Here is a 1852-nt window from a genome sequence, read left to right on the forward strand (position 1 = left end):
GCAGTTCTCCGCGCCCTCCGCGCCTCCGCGTGAAACCCGTCAGCTGGCCGGGCACTCGCCCGAGGGCCGGGCGATCTGCCGCCCCGAAGGCTCCGGCAGCCCGAAGTTGGGCGACCCGTCGGCGTTCCAGGTGAACTTCTGCATGCGGATCACCCGGTCCCACCCCGGCGACGTGCTCGTCTTGGCGTGATACACGATCCAGTCCTCCGTGCCGTCGGGCGACTTGGTGAACCCCGCGTGCCCCACGCCCACCACGCCCTCGCCCGAAACGAACACGGGCCCGCTCTTCGTCCAGCTGGCGGCCGACATCGGGTCCGCGCCGGTCAGCCGCAGCTGGCCCAGGCGGTAGTCGGGAAGCCACGACTCGCGCGTGGAGTAGATGATGAAAGTCTGCCCGTTGCGCTGAAGGAACTCCGGCCCCTCCTGCAGGTCGAGCTCCGTCCCCCGCTCCCACGGCTCCACCGGCGAGCTGATGCGTACCCGCGCGCCGCTGATGGTGTACGGGTTGGACATCCGCGCGATGTACAGGTGCTGCGGCGTGCGGTCGGTGGCGGCGTTCTGCTCCCACCCCGACCAGGCGGCGTACAGCTGCCCGTTGATGGTGGCCACGGAAACGTCGATGGCCCACTTGCTCTCGCCCGCCTGCGCCGGGTCGTCCCCCGTGTACAGCATCCCCCGGTCGACGTACGTGCCCTGCGGGTCGCTGCCGACGGACTCCAGCACGCCGCTGCGCTGGTGGATGTATGGCGGCCCCGCGCTTCCCGCGGCGTAGTAGATGTACCAGCGGTCGCCGATGCGGTGAAGCTCGGGGGCCCAGACGTTGGTGGAGTTCCATCCGGTCGCGGGCGGCGTCCACACCCGCACCCCGTTGCCCGCGACGCCGGTGAGGGTGGTCGACTTCGTCACCCAGATGCCGCCGTCGCGCGACTGCACCATGTGGTACGAGCCCCCGTCGCGCACCACCCAGGGGTCCGCCCCCGCGACCACCGGGTTGGCGAAGGTGCACTGCGCCGTCGGCGGCGGCTCGATGGTGCCCGGGCCGTCGCCGCACCCCGCCAGAAGCAGCGGCAGCGCGGCGATCCGAAGCCAGTCCGTTCCTTTCATCAACAAATCCTTCGCCAGCGGTCCCGGAAAAAGGGCCGCGGACGGCCGCACGGGGCGGCCGTCCGCGGCTTTGAATCTCGCTGAACCATCCCCGCGTTACCAGCCGGGGTTCTGCTTGACGTTCGGGTTCAGGTTCGTTTCCGTCGAGGGAATGGGGAGCAGCGCCCGGTGCGGCGCGAAGGCGTCGAAGTCCGGGTCGCGCGCGCGCAGCGTGGTGATGCGCCCCGCGTCCGTCAGCCATCCCTGCCGCGCCAGCCACAGCCACCGCTCGTTCTCCAGCCCCAGCTCCAGCAGGATCTGGTGCTCGATCTCGGCGCGCATGGCGGCCTGCGACATCCCCGCGGCAAGCGGCGCCAGCCCGGCACGGGCACGCACGCGATTCACCAGCGGCCGCGCCAGCTCCACCTGGTTGTTCTCGGTGAGCGCCTCGGCATGGAGCAGCAGCACGCCGCCCAGCCGCATCACCTCGACGTTCACGGGGTTGTCCCAGTCCTGGTCGGTCTTGTAGTACTCGCCGAACTTCTTCCAGAACTCGTCGCCCAGGCGGTTGCCGTAGCGGGTGGCGAAAGGCGTGCCGTACACGTCCATGCCGCCGGGACGGTTGTAGAAGAGCGTGGCGTCCAGCCGCGGGTCGGTGCCGCCGGCCGTCGTCGTCTCCTTGCGGAACTCGTCCACGTACCACTGGCGGGGCTCACCGTCGCAGAAGCCCACGCCGCAGGGGCCCATCATCTTGATGATGTTCTGCCCG

The 1852-nt window shown here is 70.4% G+C and carries 2 protein-coding genes; both read right to left on the minus strand.

From position 1 onward, the window contains the following. Window positions 1-39: 39 nt before the first annotated feature. The gene (locus VIB55_RS25335; RefSeq protein WP_331879487.1) at window positions 40-1104 is read right to left on the minus strand and encodes a glycoside hydrolase family 43 protein; all 1065 of its coding nucleotides are present in this window, start codon (window positions 1102-1104) and stop codon (window positions 40-42) included. A 96-nt stretch (window positions 1105-1200) separates the two neighbouring features. Continuing rightward, a partial coding sequence (locus VIB55_RS25340) for a RagB/SusD family nutrient uptake outer membrane protein (RefSeq protein WP_331879488.1) occupies window positions 1201-1852 on the minus strand: 652 nt, incomplete at its 5' end.

The organism is Longimicrobium sp. (assembly GCF_036554565.1).
Classification (GTDB): Bacteria; Gemmatimonadota; Gemmatimonadetes; order Longimicrobiales; family Longimicrobiaceae; genus Longimicrobium.